Source organism: Pseudomonas sp. BF-R-30 (assembly GCF_019956175.1).
GTDB classification, from domain to species: domain Bacteria; phylum Pseudomonadota; class Gammaproteobacteria; order Pseudomonadales; family Pseudomonadaceae; genus Aquipseudomonas; species Aquipseudomonas jessenii.
Genome location: NZ_JAHBDE010000028.1, coordinates 23,573 through 36,632, shown reverse-complemented (window position 1 = coordinate 36,632; position 13,060 = coordinate 23,573). Strand labels below are relative to the sequence as shown.

Here is a 13,060-nt window from a genome sequence, read left to right as displayed (position 1 = left end):
GAGATGCCGTGTTGCATAGTATTTAAATCGACATCTTGTTAAACATTGTGTCGATAAATTTCATTTTTGCGTACGGACATATTAATCCGCTTCTACTAAAATACGTTCCGTTCGCCCAGTGTCAGGGCTCTTTACCAGTGCATGGATTGCCGAGGCCATTGCACTGGGCGAACACTTTATTTGCTGTATAGAACGTTTCGGATATAAAAAAACGGGCGACCTGTAGGTCGCCCGTTTTTATTGAGTTGTGACAAATCATTCAGTCATGTTTTTTATTGACTTGAAGCAACATCGGCCAACGCGGCGAAACACTGTTCGATCGAACGCCGCTGGCTCTCGGCGTACAGTTCCAGCTCATCGATCGTCGAACGCCCCAGGGCCTGTTCGAACGCTTGCTGGTTGGCATGGGCGCCGTAACGGGTTTGCGCCGCGTCCCCCAGGTTTGACTGAAAAATCCCCGCCGCGCTGACGGGCAGGAAGTCTTCGTACACCAGGGGTTCTACCCGCAGGTAACCGTCGCTGAGCAGGTCTTCCAGGGGCGCGTTTTTCAGGTCGCCCGCCGCCAGGCCCTTTTCCGTCACGAAGTAGCGGAAGTAAGCCAGGCCCTGTTGGCGCATGCCTTCCCAGGTGTCAGGGAACTCGCTGAAATGCTGCTCCATCAGGGCGTTATAGCGCGCAGCGTTGGCTTCGTTGGGGAAGTCCTTGAGTTCGTCTCGCGCGGCATTGAGCAAACGGTCGTAGAGTGCGCGGCCTTTGGGCGTGAGGGCGGCACCGCGCTGTTCGATCTCGCCGAACCGGGCACTGTGGCTGCCGCGAGCCTCGCTTTGATCGGTGAAGGCAATCGGCTCGTCCAGGGCCTTGAAGCTGGTCTGGCGCAGCAGGATCGGGCACTGGCGGCGAGGCGGGCCTTCGATCACCGCTTTGGGGGTGATGCCGTGGGCCGGCATCTGCGCCTGGACGATGTCGATGTCCAGGGTCCGTGGTGTCAGGTGGTTGATGTGCGGGCCCTTGAACGCCACCACGTCGGCGATCAGACGATGCTGGGCGCTGAGCTGTTGATACTGTTCGGCGGTGACGGTGGCGCTGTGGTGCCAGCGAAACGTTTCCAGCGCCTGCTCGACGAAGTCCAGGGCTTGCTGCTCGGTCAGGCCACCCTGGGATTCGGCGCGCTCGATAAGCGTGAGGGCCGTGGGGGTGAAGATCGAACGCTGGTCGAGCATCGACTGGGCGAACGCTCGCAGCTGCAGGTCTTCGATCAATTCCAGGCGCAACAGCGACGTGAACACCCGGAACGGGCTGACCTGCAACGACGCTTCATGCACCGCGCGAAACGCCGTGGAATGCACCGGCACGCCGGCCGGTGTCAGGTCGTAGTAACCCACCGGTTGCATGCCCATCACCGCGAACAGGCGGGCGAGGGTCGCCAGTTCATCGGCCGTACCGACACGGATCGCCCCATGACGTTCCAGGTCCAGGCGTTCGATTTCGCCGGTGCTGGTGAGCTGCCGCAGGATTTGCGCATCGTTGTCCAGCACGTGACGGTTAGTCTGTTCCACCAGTTCCATCAACGCGCCGTACAACGGCACTTCCTCGCGGTACATGTCGGACATCGCTTTGGAGAAGCGTTGGCGGATCAGGTCAGGGCTGACGAAGTTCGGGTGGTTCATGAACAGGATTCCTGGCGCGGTGACGTAAAGGATGGACGAAAGATCGCAGCCTTCAGCGACGCCGACAAACGAAGTTTCTGACGAACTTCATTCTGTTAAGGACTACATACCTAGTGCAGTCGTTGATCCTGTGGGCTCTCCGAGCGCAGCGATGCCAAAAACTCGCGATACAGGCGCGCCGAACCGTATGGCGCTTCCACCATGGGCATGTGCCCGATGGCGTCCCAGATATGCACGCGCAAGTCGGCAATGCCCTTGCTCCAGACCGCCACGCTGCTGACGTCGATCAGCCGGTCCTTGCGCCCCCACAGCAACAGCGCCGGGGCGGTGATGTCGGGCAGGTGCGGTTCCATCGGCGGGCTGGCACGGAATTCGCGGAAGATTTCCTCCAGCTCTTCGCGGGACTGTTCATAGCGCTGGGCGACGGCATCGAGCACCAGCTTCGGTACCCAGGGTGGCGAAGCCATGGTCATGGCGTAGAAACGCCGGAATTCTTCGCGCGAATGAATCAGAAACGGGTTGTGGCCCTTGGCCAAATGCCGCTCAAGGTCACTGGGTTCGGGGGCGGTGACCCCGGCCGGGTCGACCAGGGCCACGGACACAATGCGTTCCGGGTAAGTGGCCGCGAGCCACGCCGCCATGTAGCCGCCCATGGAGTTGCCGATGACGTGGACTTTCTCCACCCCGCAAACGTCCAGCAGCTGGATCATGCGTTTGGCCTGCAGCGGGATGTCGTAGCCGCCGCCCGCCTTGAAGCCGGTTTCGCCATGGCCGGCGATGTCCGGGATGATCACCCGATGGCTGCCGACAAAGTGCCGGGCGAAACGCAGCCAGAGGTTTTTGTCGGCGCTGAAGCCATGGAGCATCAGCACACTGCTGGTGGCCTCGTACGGCCCGCCTTGCCAGGTCGAGACGGTCATTTCGGGGATGGGCACGACGATCTTGTGCAGCCGGTACAACTTGGCCTCGGCCGCCATGCTCAAGTCATAGAGCCAGTAGCCGATGGCCGGGTAGGTCAGCCAGCTCCAGGCAACGAACACTGCGAGAACGACGAACAACAAAAGCATCACGCGTCTCCCTTCTATCTGCTCAGGACAAAATGTGATCGGCGGGTTTCAGCGCTCGGGTCAAACGATGAAAGCTGAAGCTGAATCCCGGAAACATGGCAATCACATGACCGCTCTTGCTTTGATACCAACTGTGGCAACCACCGGATTTCCACACGGTGCGTTCCATTTCCCGGTGGATCATTTCAGTGTAGGTACGTTCCGCCTCATGGCGAACTTCGATGCTGCGTAAACCTTGAGTCTTCAAGGTGCGAATGCAATCGAGGATGTAATTCATCTGGGATTCGATGATGAACAGCGCCGAGGTGTGGCCGATCCCGGTGTTCGGTCCGGTGACGATGAACAGGTTGGGAAAATCGGGCAGGGCGGTGCCGAGGTAGGCCCGTGGGTACTGCGCCCAGACCTCCTTGAGACGGGTGCCTTTTTTGCCCGTTACCGGGTAGGAAATCACCCCGTCGGTGGCATCGTAGCCAGTGGACCAGACGATCAGGTCCAGGTCGATGTGCTGGCCGTCCAGTGTAACGATACCGGTCTCGTCGATGGACGCGATGCCTTGCTCGCGGCTGTGCAGCGTCACGTTGTCGCGCGCCAGTGCCGGGTACAGCGTGCTGGACAGAATCACCCGTTTGCAGCCGATGGTGTAGTCCGGCGTCAGTTGGCGCCGCAGTTCGGCATCCGGCACCTGGCGTTTGAGAAAGCGCAGGGCCTGGCGCTGGACCATGTGCACCGCCGGTTTCGAATACTTGAAGGCAATCACCCGGGTTTCGAATTGCCAGTAGATCCCCCAGCGCAGCAGCTTGTAGGCCGGCTTGAACCCCAGCAGCCAGCGCTGGAAACGGCCAAAGCTGCGGTCAGCCCGGGGCAGGAGCCAATGGGGCGTGCGCTGGAATACATGCAAGTGCCCGACGTCCGGGGCAATGGCCGGAATGACCTGGGCCGCACTGGCGCCGCTGCCGACGATGGCTACGCGTTTTTGCCGGTAGTCGTAGTGATGATCCCAGTTGTTGGTGTGAAACGCTTTACCTTGAAAACGCTCCTGTCCGTCGAAGCGCGGAACAACCGGTTGACTCAGCGGCCCGGTCGCGTTGATCAGGAACTGCGCGCAAAACGTGCCTTTGCCGGCGGTGTACACCGTCCAGCGTTTGTGGGTGTCGTCCCATTCGACGCGCTCGACATTGGCGCCCAGTTCCACTTTGTCCCGCAGGCCGAAGTGCTCCACCACGTGGCGGGTGTAACGGTGCAGTTCGGCCTGTTCGGCGAACATTTGCGTCCAGCGATACGGAGCAAAAGACAGGGAGTACAGGGGCGAGGGCACGTCGACTGCCGCGCCGGGGTAGGTGTTCTGGCACCAGGTGCCGCCGAAGAAATCACGCCGCTCCAGCAGGCGAAAATCGTCGATGTCGGCCTTGAGCAAATTGATTGCTGCACATTGGCCGCCAAACCCGCTGCCGATGATCAATACTTGAAAGGTCTGCATGGGCCTCCTCTTATGGACATTGATCAACCCCTTCCTTCATGTATAGCCGTTTATGGGGTGAGGCTTTTGCTTTTATGTGAGCCTGATGTCGCGATTTTCAGCCCATCAGTCGGTGATGGCTATTTAATGTCGCCCTGATAGACTCCAGCGCATAGGCACAGGCTGTAATCGCATTCCGTGGAGTGGCAAAGAGGTCCTATGGCAAAAGCGGGAGGAAAGGGATCTTCATTGGCCAGGAGGCTCTATACATCGCGGATCCTGGGGTTGGCCCTGGGGCTGGTGTGCGTGAGCGCGGCAATGTATCCACTCGATCCTGCACCTTGGGTCTGGGGCTTCATGTGGTTCAATGGCCTGGTCTGGCCGCACCTGGCTTACCAATGGGCGCGCCGGGCCAAGACGCCCTATCATGCCGAGCACCGCAATCTGCTGATTGATGCCTTTCTCGGCGGCTTCTGGATTGCCGCGATGCAATTCAATCCACTGCCCAGCGCGACCACCATTTCCATGATGGCCATGAACAACGTGGCCATAGGTGGCTCGCGCTTTCTGCTGGCCGGGACAGCCGCGCAAATCCTGGGCGTGGGCGTTGGCCTGCTGATTTTCTCCCCGGCGTTCATTCCTGCCACCAGCGCGGTGCAGCTCTATGCCTGTTTGCCGTTGCTGTGCCTGTATCCGCTGGCGCTGGGCTGGATCTGCTTCCGCCAGGCCCATACTCTGGGCTGTCAGAAGCGTGAACTGCTGGCACTGAGCCGCACCGACAGCCTGACAGGCCTGCTGAACCATGGCACCTGGAAGGACCAACTGGAGATCGAGTTCCAGCGTTGCAACAGCCAGCAAAAAGGCGGAGCGATCGCCCTGATCGACATCGACCATTTCAAAGCCATCAACGACACCTACGGCCATGTTGCCGGCGACATCGTCTTGCGTCAGTTGAGCAAAATGCTCAAGCAGAACCTGCGAACGACCGATGTGGCAGGGCGCTACGGCGGCGACGAGTTCTGCGTGATCCTTCCGGACCTGCCCCTGAACCGCGCCGCCGCCATCATGGATGCCCTGCGCGCTCGCTTCGCCATCTTGGGCTACGAGCAGAACCCGGCCCTGAAAGTCAGCCTGAGCATTGGCCTGGCGTCATTCAACCCGGCCCATGCCGACGCGATGCTTTGGCTCAATGATGCCGATCATGCGTTGTACGAAGCCAAAACCACCGGGCGTAATCGGGTGATCTGCTGCGGTAACGGGAAACCCCATCGCGAACTGCTCGACTCGGTGTGACCCTTCACCGCAAAACCTGTGGGAGCGAGCCTGCTCGCGATGGCGGCGTGTCAGGCGGCATGGATGTTGGCTGTGACGGCCTCATCGCGAGCAAGCTCGCTCCCACAGGGATTCCGGGTGAATACAAGATTTGTGCTCAACAGAAATCCACTGTGGGAGCGGGCTTGCTCGCGATGGCGGCGTGTCAGGCGGCAGGGATTTGGCTGTGATGGCCTCATCGCGAGCAAGCTCGCTCCCACGGGGATTCCGGGTGAATACAAGATTTGTGCTCAACAGAAATCCACTGTGGGAGCGAGCTTGCTCGCGATGGCGGCGTGTCAGGTGGCAGGGATGTTGGCTGTGATGGCCTCATCGCGAGCAAGCTCGCTCCCACGGGGATTCCGGGTGAATACAAGATTTGTGCTCAACAGAAATCCACTTTGGGAGCGAGCTTGCTCGCGATGGCGGAATGTCAGGCGAAATCGATGTTGAATGTGCCGGCCTCTTCGCGGGCAAGCCCGCTCCCACAGGGATTTGGGTGGTTCGCAGATGTTGCGTACAGCCACTGAACCTGTGGGAGCGAGCTTGCTCGCGATGGCGGAATGTCAGGCGAAATCGATGTTGAATGTGCCGGCCTCTTCGCGGGCAAGCCCGCTCCCACAGGGATGTTCGGTGGGTGCAAGAACTGTGTGCGATATTAAAGCCTCTCAGCGCCGTGGCTCGGCCACCAACAGCAATGACTGCGGCACGGGGCTTTGCGGGTGCTGTGGCTCCTGCAGGCCGGCCAATGCAAAGCCGGCCATGTCCAGTGCATTCAGCCAACTGGACAGGGTGCGGAAATACCATGGCATGGGCTGCCACTGCCCCTTGAAGCCAGAGAAGGTCTCTTCCCGCCAGCCATCCTGGTAGTCGCCCGCCGCAGCCGCCCACGGGTGCAGCGTCTGGATCAGCAGCGCGCCACCCGGGGCGAGCAGGGTGTTCATGGTAGCGAGCAGGGGGATGATGTCCTGATGCAGCAGGGCGAAGTTGGCGCAGATCAGGTTGTAGTCGCGGCCGATGTCGACTTTCGCTTCAGCCAGTTGTTCATAGCTCGCCAAATGCACCCGCGCAGTGCCCGCCGTCCGCGCCGCCTCCACCAGCGTCGCATCGCCGTCCACGCCGACCGCATCGATGGCCCGGTCTGCCAGCGCACGCAACAACCAGCCTTCACCGCAACCCAGGTCGAGCACACGCTCGGGCTGGCGACCCAGCACCGCCAGCAGGATGGCCTGGTCGGTGACCTTGAGGCGGCTTTCGATGGTGCCGCTGCGAATGGCGTCGATCCAGGCCCGGGCGTTGTGATGCCAGCTGTCGAGGAGGGTGGATTCGGGGGCTGACATGGTCGATGTCCGGCGTGATGGGTTGGATGAAAGGATAGGGCAACAGAAGACTTACGGTGGAGCCGGTTTTACCCGGCCCCACCGATAGCACAGCAAAGGATGGACCCGTGGCTAGGCGCTTTTGGTGGCTGCCAGATGATAGGCAACCAGCGCATTGGCGTGACCATGACCCATTCCGTGTTCGGTTTTGAGCCAGGCCACCATCTCCATGTGTTTCTTGTCGCTGACAGACTTGAGCAGGTCCAGCCAATGGCTGATCGGCTGCCCGTACTTTTTTTCAATGGACGGGAAGTACGAAGTCGGTCCTTTGGTTTTTGTCTCTTCGGTCACGATGCAAACTCCCTTTTCGATTTTCCAGGTTCGAAAACAGCACCGGTTACGTTACTTACTTGCCGTCAACGCGTCCATCGTCCGGGCGGTTGATGTTGAAGCGGGGCGGGGCAAATGTTCTCAGTAATTCATCCCGTCATCGATCGCGAGGCCTTGGGCACGCATGGCCTTGATCAACTCACCACGGGTGCCGGGCAGGTTGAGCATGGTCTTGGCGCGCAATGTCATGACTTCTTCGGCGGTGTAAGGCTGATAATCGGCCGGCATGCTGCTACCCGCCATGCCGTCTTCGCGCAACAGCCAGTTGAGCAGGTCCGCCAGTTGTGCGTTGTTCAGCGCTGACTGCGACATGCCCGGCACTCGCACGAGGAATTCGCGGCCACCGGGCACTTTCAGGAAGTTACCGACGAAACCTTTCATCCGTGGCGTGTCGTTGGCGGCCGAACCCGTGCCGTCGCCCAGGTGGCAACCGGCGCATTGCAGCTGGTAGTTCACGCCGACGCTGTAACCGGCCTGGGCAATCGGGGTTTGAACGTCTTCGTTGCCCGGCGCATGGCTCTGCGCCGGGTCGGGAATGGCCCGGGCGAAAGCGAGCGGGGCGCTCAGGGCGCAGACGAGACCGAGCAATATCAAACTACGCATGTAATCCAACTCCGCTGATGACCGGTTTGGCACCTGTTGTAGGAGCGAGCTTGCTCGCGAAGAACTAAAGGGCGACGCGTTAAACCAGATAGCCCGCGTTATCGTTGACGCCCTTCGCGAGCAAGCTCGCTCCTACAGGTACACACACACACAAAGCAGTAAAAAAAAGAAAAGCAGCCACAGAAAAAAAGCGCCGATTGCGCGAGCAACCGGCGCAAAGCGCGTTCTTTAAACGGCGACGCCGCGGATGACCGAAACGGTGCAGTGGTAGATGTGCGATTTGGCGGCCAGGCACCAGTTCACATCGTTATTGTTGAACGGGCGGTAGGCCGGTTCTTCACTGTCGTTACGGGTACAGGCGCACTGGGCGCAGCTTTGCTTACCGCAGCAGTCGTTGTACGAAATGATGTAGTCCTTGCCGTCGGCCGGGTTGCGGCAGGTGCCGATCCAGGTCACTTGCGAGGCTTCGGTTCCCGGTGGGCAGGACGTCACCGACCCACCGCAGCAGCTGCACAGAAAACCGTCGATGGAGCAGTAGCGCCAGTAGTCGCAGGTGTTCGGATCGCCCGGGTCGCCGGCCTGCGCAGGCTCCGCGGCCAGGGCCTTGCTGGTGCGGTCCAGCGGCAGCAACAGTGGCAGGGCGGCACCGGCCACCATCAGCGAACCCATGCGTGCCAGCAGTTTGCGGCGCGAAGTGGTGTCGGCGACACGGCGGGACGAACGCTCAAACAACAGATCCAGCAGTTTCATAAAGGTCTCCCTGCCTTATCAGTGGCTATGGCCGTGGCTGTGGTCGTGATCGTGGGTGTGCGGTTGGGCATTGAGGTATTGCTGCAACGTGGCGTGCTTCAAATGCTCGACTTCGAACAGGCTGTCCAGGTGCTCGCGGGAGTTGACCAGGCCTTTGGCGCGCAGGGTGCCGGCCTTGTCGATCAGCGCGGCGTACGGCAGCTTGCCGATCTGGTAGGTCATGCCCACTTCCGGGCCGACCACATAGGTGGCGTCTTCGAGTTTGTGTTCGCGGATCAGCGCTTGTTGGGCGTCCATGTCGCCATCGCTGACGAACACCACGTCAAGACGATCGGCCTGCTCCTTGGCGATGGATTTGATCGCCGGCAGCAGCGACTTGCAGATCGGGCAGGTCGGCGAGAGGAAGAACAGCAGTTGCGATTTCTCGCCGGCGTAACCGAAGTTCACCGGGCGACCGTGACGGTCGCTGGCGGTGACTTGCGGCGCGGGCTCGTTGACCGCCACCCCTTTGTCGACCATCAGCGCGCCAGCCGGGGCCAGGCGACCGTGCAATACGCCAATCTGCCGCACCAGGCCCATGACGACAAACGCCACAGCCACCAGCAGCACCCAGAGCAGAACGTTGGAAACAATCAAGCCTTCCATTTCGATTACCTACCAATCAATTTGAGCAGAAGAGGGGAGTTCGCCAGCAGCCCATCGGCGGCGGCGTAGATGAGCAGCGCAACCGCGGCGGCAGCCAGGGTCACGAAGCCATCGAACAGGTTGAGGTCGCGGGCAACCGGCGCCACGCTGGCCAGCAGCGCCAGCGCTATCAGTGCGCTGTTACGTGCCAGTAGCACCGGACGCAGCGGCTGTGCCTGGTCGGGACCGGCGCAACCGCAGTCGATGTCCGCGCGACCGCGCCACAGGTTGATGCCGATGGCGGCGGCATACAGGGCCAACAGGCTGGCGGCGCTCAACGCGGCGTAACCACGGCTGACCGGTACCAGCAGGGCAAAGGCAATGGCCAGTTCCAACAGCGGCACCCACCGTGCCGTCGGGCGCACCAGCGCCTCGGGCAGCAGTTGATAGTCCGCCAGTTGCCGGGCGAAGCGGGCCGGCGCGCGCAACTTGTGGGTCGCGGCGCTGGCCAGCAACACCGCGATGGCGATGGCGCTGGCAATGATGAAGATCGGATCTGTGTGCATGGCCGAACCTCTTAGTAGCTCAGGACCTGAGTCGCGGTTTTGGCGACTTTCGGCATGCTGCCGGTGAGCTTGTTGGTCTTCAGATCGAAAATCTGCAGACCGCCTTCCACGTCGGTGCCGAGCAACAACGGCTTGTCGTCGCCGGTTGCCTGCATGCTCCACACCGGAACCGGGGCTTCCAGAGTCGCCACCTTCTTGTGGGTCTTGAGGTCAAACGCCCAGATCAGCGGGCTCGGGTCTTCCCACTTCATCGGTTCGTGGGTGTCGTGCATCAGCACGTACAGGCGGTCCAGCTTCGGCGCCACGGCCATCATCTGCCAGCCACCCGGCGCCCAGCCGGCCTTTTTGTCTTCGTCGGAAACCAGCGACCAGGACGGCAAGACCTTCGGCGCATCACCGGCGAAATCCACCGGGCGCACGGTGCCGGTCGTGGTGGTGAAGTAGTAGGTGTCGCCGACGTTGACGGCGCGCTCTACCAGTTTTTCCGCGTTCGGATCAAAGAACGGCGTGCGGCTGCGCGCGGTTTCCTGGCCCTGATCGTTGAGGGTCACCACTTGCAGGCTGCCGTCGCCGCACAGCGAGGCGAAGCGGCGGTTACCGACCGGGTAGTTGAGCACGCAACCGGGGATGGCGATTTCCGTGGCAACCGCCTTGGTCTGGGTATCGACCACGGTCACCGAAGTCGACGGGGTGAAGTTGTAGACGTAGACGAACTTGTCGTCGCCGCTCGGCTTGAGCGCATAACGCTGGGTCAGCGATTCGGCGCGCTTGTTTGGAATCAGCACTTCCCAGGCCGGCGACAGGGTCGAGCTGTCCCAGGCGGTGAGCACGTCGGTGCGGGTGCCACGGGTGCCGCGGGAATACCAGATGTCCGCGCTGTAGATGGTTTTTTTGTCGTGACTGAGGGTCGACGGCGCGGCAAAACCGGTCGGCACCATGCCGAGGATGCGCTTCTGGTCCGGGTCGACCACAGTCACGCGGCCAGCCACAAAGCTGTCGAACTCGACGTCGATGACAAACGCGCGGTGAGCTTCGGGTGGAAACGCCAGAACGGTCTGCCCAATCGTACCGGCGGGCAGGTCCGCGTGGGCACTGTTCAAACCGAGTACAAGCAGGCTCAGGCCTAGCGCTGACTGTACGGAGATCCTGTTTGTTCGCATAAGGGGAACTTCCTGAATTGTTGGTAACGCGGATCGCGGGTGCTTTGGCAGATTTTTACCCTTTGATTCTGCCGTGCCCCGAGATCGGGAGAATTGCCCTGCCTGCCAAGTGTTTGTGTGTCTGTGCCAGTGTCATGAAACTGGCTGCACAATCTGATAAGGCGGGGGTTTGACTGGCGTCAGAGGTGGGAAGGGCGAAGCTGCATTTGTGGCGAGGGGGCTTGCCCCCGTTGGGTCGCGAAGCGGCCCCAGCATTTGCCAGTCACACCGTGCCAGCAGGTTTTGCGGCTGCTGTGCAACCGAACGGGGGCAAGCCCCCTCGCCACAGGATTTGTGTATGTCAGACCACAGTAGTGGTGCAGGTCAGGCGGGATTGGCGAGGGGAAGGGAGAAGGTAAACACCGCGCCGCACGGCTCCAGGTTTTGCGCCCAGATATCGCCACGGTGGCGGCCGATGATGTTCTTGCACAGCGCCAGGCCGATGCCATTGCCACTGACCTTGGACGAGAAAAAGCCGTCGAACAGCTTCTCCTGCGCCTGGGCCTGGATGCCGCGACCGCAGTCTTCGATGCGCACCAGGGCCACATCGTTCTCGCGACTGGCGTGGATACGCAACAGGCGTCGTTCAGTCGGCAGGTCGGCCATTTCTTCAATGGCGTTGAAGGCCAGGTTGAGGATCACCTGGCCGATCAGCACCTTCTCGCAACTCACCCGCAGCGGTTCGGACGCGGCGACGATTTCCACGCGCACCAGACTGGGATCGGCGCGCAGGCTGATGAAGTAGCGGGTTTCGCGCAGCAGCTCATTAAGGTCGACCAGCTCTTCAGTCTGCTCCAGCTTGACCACGTAATCGCGCACGCTCTTGATGATCACCGAGGCATGCTCGATTTGCCGCACGGCGCTCTGCAAGCCCCAGGCGACGCCTTGATCGGTTTCCCCCGCGTTGCCCAGGCGAATCACTGCGCCTTCAATAAAGTTGCGGGTCGCCGCCAATGGCTGGCTCAGCTCGTGGGCGATGGCCACGGCCATTTCGCCCATGGCGTTGTAGCGCGCCAGGTACTCGAGCTTCTGCTCGCTGACCCGCCGCGCCTCTTCGGCCTGCACCTGCTCGGTCACGTCGCGGAACAGCAGCAGATGGCCGACCAGATCGTCCTCGATCTCGATGTAGCGGCAGGTTGCGTCATGCCAGCGCCATTCGCCGTCCCGGCGCTGCACCTTGTAGTGCACGTTGAACGGCGTGTGCTCCGGCGTTTCATGGGCGAACTGTTGCAACAAGCGCTGACGCGAAGCGTCGTCGCACCAGGCCAGGAAGTTCTCGCCCATCAGCTGGTGCACTTCGCTGTCGAGCAGGTGCGCGCCGGAGTCGCTGATAAAACCTATATCGCCCTCGGGGCCGAGCACCGCCACACCTTCGGCCAGGTCCTGCATGAAGGCCTTGAGCCGGCTCTCGAAACGCTTGAGGTCGCGCTTGACCTTGTCCTCTTTGGAAATGTCACGGAACTGCACCATCAACACATCGCGACCGTCCAGGTGCACCAGGGTCGCCACCGCCTCGGAAAGAATCTCCACCCCTTGCTTGGAGCGATAGCACCACTCGATGGTCCGTTGCCCGGTGCGCGCGGCCCTTTCGAGCCAGCGCAAACCTATGGAACGCCGGTATTTCGGCGCATCGCGGGTCATGTCGGAGGCCTTGAGCGGCGTCAGTTCCTCCAGGGTAAAGCCCAACGCCGCCAGGGCAGCGGCGTTGGCCCAGAGAATCTCCTTGGTGTGCGCGTCATGAAGAATGATGCACAGCGGCATGGCTTCGATCAGCGCATAAAAGTCGTTCGGTTTTGGCTGGTACATCGCACGGCCCCTGGCGGCAGAGATTTGCAGTATGGCGTTTTATACCTGCTCGCACAGCGGGATGCGCTCAGAGGTTACCGGTGTGGGTCTAGGGGTTTTCTTTAGCGAGGGGGCTGCACGCACCAATAGTGGCGGCCGGATGCGGTTTTTACACTGGACCGCAATGCAAGGGTGACCACGCCGATTCCCTGTAGGAGCGAGCCTGCTCGCGATGAACCTGAGAGCGCCACGGGGTGCCAGGTTTCCAGCGTCATCGTTGACGACCATCGCGAGCAGGCTCGCTCCTACAACGGGGCATGCGT

General features: G+C 61.1%; 12 protein-coding genes. 1 reads left to right on the top strand and 11 read right to left on the bottom strand.

Going from position 1 to position 13,060, the window contains the following annotated elements:
- Positions 1-272 precede the first annotated feature (272 nt).
- From KGB20_RS15920 to KGB20_RS15910, 3 genes are all read right to left on the bottom strand, one after another.
- Entirely contained in the window at positions 273-1,667 is a 1,395-nt protein-coding gene (locus KGB20_RS15920) for a VOC family protein (protein WP_154910582.1), read from the bottom strand.
- Positions 1,668-1,777: 110 nt separating this feature from the next.
- Positions 1,778-2,734, bottom strand: a complete 957-nt coding sequence (locus KGB20_RS15915) for an alpha/beta fold hydrolase (protein WP_090456361.1) — start codon at positions 2,732-2,734, stop codon at positions 1,778-1,780.
- A 22-nt stretch (positions 2,735-2,756) separates the two neighbouring features.
- Entirely contained in the window at positions 2,757-4,211 is a 1,455-nt protein-coding gene (locus KGB20_RS15910; RefSeq protein WP_223532771.1) for a flavin-containing monooxygenase, read from the bottom strand.
- A 198-nt stretch (positions 4,212-4,409) separates the two neighbouring features.
- Here KGB20_RS15910 and KGB20_RS15905 point away from each other — a divergent pair, with 198 nt between their 5' ends.
- On the top strand, positions 4,410-5,483 hold the full coding sequence (locus KGB20_RS15905) for a diguanylate cyclase (RefSeq protein ID WP_154862347.1): 1,074 nt from the start codon (positions 4,410-4,412) through the stop codon (positions 5,481-5,483).
- 686 nt (positions 5,484-6,169) lie between these two features.
- Here KGB20_RS15905 and KGB20_RS15900 read toward each other — a convergent pair.
- The 8 genes from KGB20_RS15900 to KGB20_RS15865 all read right to left on the bottom strand — a co-directional run bounded on the left by KGB20_RS15900 (position 6,170) and on the right by KGB20_RS15865 (position 12,758).
- Positions 6,170-6,841 carry a class I SAM-dependent methyltransferase gene (locus KGB20_RS15900; protein ID WP_154862349.1) on the bottom strand — a complete coding sequence of 224 codons (672 nt, stop codon included), beginning with the start codon at positions 6,839-6,841 and terminating at the stop codon, positions 6,170-6,172.
- Positions 6,842-6,952: 111 nt separating this feature from the next.
- Positions 6,953-7,171: a DUF4287 domain-containing protein gene (locus KGB20_RS15895; protein ID WP_154862350.1), complete on the bottom strand. Its 219-nt coding sequence runs from the start codon at positions 7,169-7,171 to the stop codon at positions 6,953-6,955.
- A 120-nt stretch (positions 7,172-7,291) separates the two neighbouring features.
- Positions 7,292-7,813: a cytochrome C gene (locus KGB20_RS15890; protein WP_150815140.1), complete on the bottom strand. Its 522-nt coding sequence runs from the start codon at positions 7,811-7,813 to the stop codon at positions 7,292-7,294.
- A 228-nt stretch (positions 7,814-8,041) separates the two neighbouring features.
- Positions 8,042-8,563, bottom strand: a complete 522-nt coding sequence (locus tag KGB20_RS15885) for a methylamine dehydrogenase light chain (protein WP_150815355.1) — start codon at positions 8,561-8,563, stop codon at positions 8,042-8,044.
- Positions 8,564-8,581: 18 nt separating this feature from the next.
- Positions 8,582-9,208, bottom strand: coding sequence for a methylamine dehydrogenase accessory protein MauD (gene mauD, locus KGB20_RS15880; protein ID WP_150815354.1), 627 nt, complete (start codon positions 9,206-9,208; stop codon positions 8,582-8,584).
- Between the two features lie 5 nt (positions 9,209-9,213).
- A complete protein-coding gene (locus KGB20_RS15875; RefSeq protein ID WP_154862353.1) occupies positions 9,214-9,753 on the bottom strand; it encodes a MauE/DoxX family redox-associated membrane protein in 540 nt (179 codons plus the stop codon).
- Between the two features lie 11 nt (positions 9,754-9,764).
- Positions 9,765-10,913 carry an amine dehydrogenase large subunit gene (locus tag KGB20_RS15870; protein ID WP_154862354.1) on the bottom strand — a complete coding sequence of 383 codons (1,149 nt, stop codon included), beginning with the start codon at positions 10,911-10,913 and terminating at the stop codon, positions 9,765-9,767.
- A 363-nt stretch (positions 10,914-11,276) separates the two neighbouring features.
- Entirely contained in the window at positions 11,277-12,758 is a 1,482-nt protein-coding gene (locus KGB20_RS15865; protein ID WP_154910580.1) for a sensor histidine kinase, read from the bottom strand.
- Positions 12,759-13,060 lie beyond the last annotated feature (302 nt).

Bases quoted from the DNA above. Each gene is read 5' to 3' on its own strand.
- KGB20_RS15920 (WP_154910582.1), bottom strand. From the start codon at position 1,667: ATGAACCACCCGAACTTCGTCAGCCCTGACCTGATCCGCCAACGCTTC.
- KGB20_RS15915 (WP_090456361.1), bottom strand. From the start codon at position 2,734: ATGCTTTTGTTGTTCGTCGTTCTCGCAGTGTTCGTTGCCTGGAGCTGG.
- KGB20_RS15910 (WP_223532771.1), bottom strand. From the start codon at position 4,211: ATGCAGACCTTTCAAGTATTGATCATCGGCAGCGGGTTTGGCGGCCAA.
- KGB20_RS15905 (WP_154862347.1), top strand. From the start codon at position 4,410: ATGGCAAAAGCGGGAGGAAAGGGATCTTCATTGGCCAGGAGGCTCTAT.
- KGB20_RS15900 (WP_154862349.1), bottom strand. From the start codon at position 6,841: ATGTCAGCCCCCGAATCCACCCTCCTCGACAGCTGGCATCACAACGCC.
- KGB20_RS15890 (WP_150815140.1), bottom strand. From the start codon at position 7,813: ATGCGTAGTTTGATATTGCTCGGTCTCGTCTGCGCCCTGAGCGCCCCG.
- KGB20_RS15885 (WP_150815355.1), bottom strand. From the start codon at position 8,563: ATGAAACTGCTGGATCTGTTGTTTGAGCGTTCGTCCCGCCGTGTCGCC.
- mauD (WP_150815354.1), bottom strand. From the start codon at position 9,208: ATGGAAGGCTTGATTGTTTCCAACGTTCTGCTCTGGGTGCTGCTGGTG.
- KGB20_RS15875 (WP_154862353.1), bottom strand. From the start codon at position 9,753: ATGCACACAGATCCGATCTTCATCATTGCCAGCGCCATCGCCATCGCG.
- KGB20_RS15870 (WP_154862354.1), bottom strand. From the start codon at position 10,913: ATGCGAACAAACAGGATCTCCGTACAGTCAGCGCTAGGCCTGAGCCTG.
- KGB20_RS15865 (WP_154910580.1), bottom strand. From the start codon at position 12,758: ATGTACCAGCCAAAACCGAACGACTTTTATGCGCTGATCGAAGCCATG.